The 5,846-nt window shown below is 39.2% G+C and carries 1 protein-coding gene and 1 pseudogene; both read left to right on the top strand.

What is annotated here, in order from left to right:
- Window positions 1-2,096, top strand: a 2,096-nt coding sequence (locus ACFIK0_RS08610; protein WP_375663828.1) for a YadA-like family protein, incomplete at its 5' end; no start/stop codon positions are given.
- A gap of 1,207 nt (window positions 2,097-3,303) precedes the next feature.
- Window positions 3,304-5,846 (top strand): annotated as a pseudogene (locus tag ACFIK0_RS08605) (hypothetical protein); the annotation flags it as partial.

Here is a 5,846-nt window from a genome sequence, read left to right as displayed (position 1 = left end):
GTAATGGAACTGAAAAGGACTATAAGAATGTTGCGGATGCCTTTACTGGCGTAAGTAGTTCTTTCACGAATCTTGATGCAAAGATTGAAAATATTAAGGTGGCAAGTAATAGTCTTGTTAAGCAAGATGATACAGGACTTATTAGCATTGGTGGAGAAGTAAGTGGAACTAAGGTAAGCATTGCAAACGTTGATAATGCAGTTCGGACTCTTTCAGGTGTTAAGGCTGGTTCGATTACAGCAGCGTCCACTGATGCGATAAATGGTTCTCAACTTTATTCCATGAGCAATGTAGTTGCAGGCTATTTTGGTGGTGGTGCTGGCTATAAAGATGGAAACTGGAGTGCTCCTACTTTTACAGTTAAGGTCTTTGATAAAAATGGTAATGGAACTGAAAAGGACTATAAGAATGTTGCGGATGCCTTTACTGGCGTAAGTAGTTCTTTCACGAATCTTGATAAAAAGATTGAAAATATAGTCATTGATGGGACAGGTGATAATCTTGTTAAGCAAGATGATACCGGACTTATTAGCATTGGTGGAAAAGTAAGTGGGGCCAGGGTAAATATCGCGAATGTTGATAATGTGGCACGGACTCTTGCGGGTGTTAAGGCTGGTTCGATTACAGCAACATCGACTGATGCGATAAATGGCTCTCAATTTTATGCCATGAGCAATGTAGCTGCTAGTTATTTTAGTGATAATGCTGGATATGATAAAGATGGAAATTGGAATGCTCCTACTTTTACAGTTAAGGTTTTTGATAAAAATGGTAGTGGGACTGAAAAGAACTATAAGAATGTTGGGGAAGCGCTTTCTGGTGTAAGTAGTTCTTTTACGAATCTTAATCAAAAGATCGAAAGTGTGACAGGTGATAGTTTTGTTAAGCAAAATAGCGTTGGGCTTATTACGATTGGTGGAGACAAGGGTGGTGATAGAATAGATATTGCAAACGGTATTAATTTTCCACGAGTTCTCTCTGGTGTTAAAGGGGGTGCATTTACGGCAACATCGACCGAAGCGGTAAATGGTGGTCAAATTTATTTTATGGCTCAGGCATTTGCACATTATTTTGGCGGTGGTGCTGGATATGATAAAGCGGGAAAATGGTCAGATCCTACATTTACAGTTAAAGCCTTTGATAAGAATGGTAATGAAACTGAGAAAAACTATACTAATGTTGCAGATGCGTTTTCTGGCGTTAATAGTGCTTTCACAAGTTTGAATGAGGAGATTGTTAAGATAAAGGATAGCGTTGGTATTATTGAAAAAAGTTATACACCTCAAGATAATTCTTCGGATATTATTTCAGAAGGCTTTCCTTTTATGAGAAGCGCACGTTTTCTAAGAAGCTTACCTCTTGCCATAGATGAGGAAGAAAGCGCCATAGATGAGGCGGATAATTCAACCACGGTAACTGTTGCTCCTAGTGAAATTTTAGAAAAGTCAACTTATGAAGTGACTGACTATCAGTTTTCGCAGATGAATAACAAGGTAACAGAAGTTGAAAAAAATGTAACCGACGTTACAGGCAGGGTAACAGAAGTTGAAAACAAGGTGAATGTTGCGGTTAGCTATGATACCGATGATAGCGGAAAGAAAATCAATAGCATCACTCTAAAAGGTGTCGATGACAGTGAGCCTGTTTTGATTACGAATGTTCAAGGTGGAAAAATTGAACATGGCTCTAAGGACGCAGTGAATGGTGGTCAGTTATACGATCATACCGCGGAGCAGATGAAGATTACTCTTGAAAGTGCGAAAGAGTATACTAAAGAACAAGTCGATAATGGTGTTAATGCGGCGAAATCCTATACCGATATGAAGTTTGACGCACTAAGTTATGATATTACGAATGTGCGCAAAGAGGCAAGGCAAGCAGCAGCGATTGGTTTGGCAGTCTCTAACTTACGTTACTTCGATGACCCAGGATCTGTGAGTGTTTCATTTGGTGGTGGTTTTTGGCGTGGACAATCTGCCTTTGCGATTGGTGCAGGTTATACATCTGAAGATGGCAAGATTCGTTCTAATCTATCAGCAACCAGTGCTGGCGGTCAGTGGGGTGTAGGTGGTGGAATAACTCTGAAATTAAAATAACACCAGAGAATATGAAAAACTACAATTTAAGCGAAGTTTCGCCCTTGTCTCATCAGACAAGGGCGAAATTTTATATTATAGAGAAGTAATATTTTACAGAGAAGTCCATAGAGTAGTATACTTATAAAGTCTTATAACAAGGTATTCTATAGTAATAATCTTAGTGAGATTGATTTTAGTAAAAAGTGAATTACTTTAACAAAAATTTTATAAATACAGCGTAATACTCTCATATAAATTGATAGAGTGCGTAATCGCACAGTATTTTAAAACTGTACGTTCTATAATTTCATTGATAGAAAATATCCATTGGGGGGATACGTTTAAAAAAATCAAAAATCGTATTATTATTATTTTATTTATTTGCTCTGTGCATAGCAGTAGCAATCATGAGGTACGCAACAGCGGCAATTATTAGTAAGACTCATTTTGATCAAAATGGGACACCTAAAACGAACGATTAAACAGAACCTCTAGACAAGTCTATAGTGCATGGAATCTATGAATTTTAAAGTTATAAGGATATTTTACGATTGTATAAATCGGAAAGACTCATTCTGTAAAAATAATTAAATTCATTTTCCTCTTGCTATTTTACGCAATAGTCTATAACATTGCGAAATATTCTTTAGTAAGACTCATTTTGGTAAAAACAGAAAGATGCTCGCAAGGGGGGCGCGACGGATTATGAAAAAAACAAACAATCACCTTCATTTTATTTTGAAGCTCTTTGAGAGAAAAAAATCTAAAGCTCAAGAGTATACCTCTTACCCCCGCGATAAAAGCGTAATGATTTCACAACAAGTACTCTAAATCATTCAGCCAACAACTTAACCTTTTCCCCTAATAAACATTACAGCCTCTTAATTATACAAAATGAACTCTTTTACTTTAAAAACTATAAACCGCAGATCTAACAATAGGGCGCAAGTATGTCTTCTTCATATCCGTTTTTCACCCTCATTCAGGAGTTTTGTTGCAAAAAAAAGCATCCTTCTTAAAAGCGGAAAAAATAAAAAACCCATTAACCAAACCTTTAATCAACGTCCATCACAACCTTGCCGGACTTCTAATTACTTCTGTTCGCCTCTGCGGCAAACTCAAACTTTATAGAGAACAAACAAAAATCACGTCGTTAATCACCCCTAGCACTGAAATATGACTTTTTAATGTTCTAAATATGTATTTCTTATTTGGAGAATTTGTTATGAAAAAATTATATACCACACCAAAAGCGCTAGTGGTGAATGATTGTAAAAATTCTTGCTCGTTTTATCGACGGCTTTTTATTAAAGCGCTTTCATTGGCTTCAGTGATTATCTTTTTATCAAATGTTTCTCCTGTTGCTGCTGCTACTCAGATTTTAAATAACAAATCAAACGACTTTAGTGGTGGTGCAAATGCGCTTAAAGGTATACCGCCAGCCTATGTAGTTGGCAGTAAATTGTATAGAGATAGTGGCTCTGCATTTGTGGAGGGGGAGGATACCCCCAAGAACTTTAGTCTTAATATTAAGTTTCAGACTAAAGCTGCTTTTGATACTGCATTTGCAGGTACGGAAGGTTATAAGAATGTAGAAGGTTATAAAAGTGTTGCGGATGCATTTTCTGGCACTAATAGTGATTTGGCAGGTTTAAATCATCAGCTTGTTGAGATAAAGGAACCCCATGCTATTGGGGAAAAACAAGATAATCCATCTCAAAGTGATGATCAGCATAAGAACACAGACAGCTTTTCTCTTATAAGAAGCTTACCCAGTGCACTAAACCGAGCGGATGATGGGCCAACTGTGATAGCTATTGCTCCTACCTCAGTATTAACTGACGTGACTTTTGAGAGTAGTGAAGGTAAGACACGGCGTCTTTTGAAGGTTTCTCCTGGTGAGCTCTCAAAAATGTCAACCGATGCCGTTAATGGTTCCCAGCTTTATACTCTAGGTGATAAAGTTGCAAAATCTTTAGGTGGTAACGCTAAGTATGAGAATGGCACGTGGACTGCTCCTACATTCAAGGTTAAGCGCTTCAATTCTGATGGTGACGTTACTGACTCGACTTATGACAGTGTCGCGTCTGCCTTTGCCGGTGTTGGTGATTCTATCACGAATATTAAAAATGAGATTAGCAAAGAAATTGCTGGTGAAAAAAGTGATTCTTTAATCTGGAGCCAAACGGCGAATGCCTTTGTAGCGACGCATGGGGATAGTAAAGAGAACAGCAAGATTACATCTCTTAAAAATGGAGACATTAGTAGAACGTCAACGGATGCTGTAGCTGGTAACCAGCTATATGCTCTAGGGAGCAATGTTGCGAAGTCTTTAGGTGGTGGTGCTAAGTATGAGGATGGCCAATGGAGCAAGCCTAAGTTCACGGTTAAAACAGTAAAATCTGATGGTACTGAGAGTGAGGAGAGCTATACAGATGTGGCTTCAGCGTTTGCCGGTGTAGGCACTTCTTTCACGGATTTACATAAAGAGATTACCAATGAAATTAGCACTGCTCAGGCTGATGCGTTGTTGTGGGATAAGGCTAAAGGTGCCTTTGTAGCGACGCATGGAGAGAAAGATAGCAAAAGCAATAGCAAGCTTACATCTCTTTTAGATGGCACCATTAATGCTGGTTCCACGGATGCCGTAACGGGTAATCAGCTTCATAAATTGGGTGGCGATGTTGCAAAATCTTTAGGTGGTAACGCTAGGTATGAGAATGGCACGTGGACTGCTCCTACATTCAAGGTTAAGCGCTTCAATTCTGATGGTGACGTTACTGACTCGACTTATGACAGTGTCGCGTCTGCCTTTGCCGGTGTTGGTGATTCTATCACGAATATTAAAAATGAGATTAGCAAAGAAATTGCTGGTGAAAAAAGTGATTCTTTAATCTGGAGCCAAACGGCGAATGCCTTTGTAGCGACGCATGGGGACAGTAAAGAGAACAGCAAGATTACGTCTCTTAAAAATGGAGACATTAGTGGAACCTCAACGGATGCTGTAGCGGGTAACCAGCTTCATAAATTGGGTGGCGATGTTGCGAAGTCTTTAGGTGGTAAAGCTAAGTATGAGAATGGAACTTGGAGTGCGCCTACATTCACAGTTAAGAGCGTGAAAGAAGATGGCAAAACAGAAGATAAAGAGTATCATGATGTAGCAACAGCGTTTGCTGGTGTAGGAACTTCTTTCGCGAATGTGAATAATTCTATCACGAATATTAAGGATGAAATTAGCAAAGATATTGCTGAAGCAAAGAGTGATTCCTTGAATTGGAGCGACACTGCACATGCTTTTGTAGCGACGCATGGTGAAGAGAATGCAAGCAGCAAGATAACATCGCTTACCAATGGGTCTATAACTAAAGACTCAAGTGATGCTGTAGCGGGCAATCAGCTATATGCTCTAGGGAGCAGTGTTGCGCAATCTTTAGGTGGTAAAGCTAAGTATGAAGGTGGCACATGGACAGCTCCGACTTACGAGATCTCTAATATTTCTGCAGATGGTGATGTGGGAAAGACAAGCTTCAATGATGTTGGTAGCGCTTTTGCGGGTCTTGATACGAGTGTCAAGAATGTGAACACTCATCTGTCTAATGAGGTCAAAAAGTTTGATGAAAAACTAAGTAATATTACTCAAGCGGTTAATGGTGATGCTTTAATCTGGAGCCAAACGGCGAATGCCTTTGTGGCGACGCATGGGGACAGTAAAGAGAACAGCAAGATTACGTCTCTTAAAAATGGAGACATTAGTGGAACCTCAACGGA

It is taken from the genome of Bartonella sp. CL63NXGY (assembly GCF_042194905.1).
In the GTDB taxonomy this organism is placed as follows: domain Bacteria; phylum Pseudomonadota; class Alphaproteobacteria; order Rhizobiales; family Rhizobiaceae; genus Bartonella.
Note: the sequence above shows the minus strand (reverse complement) of the source record. Positions and strands in the feature narration are given on the sequence as shown.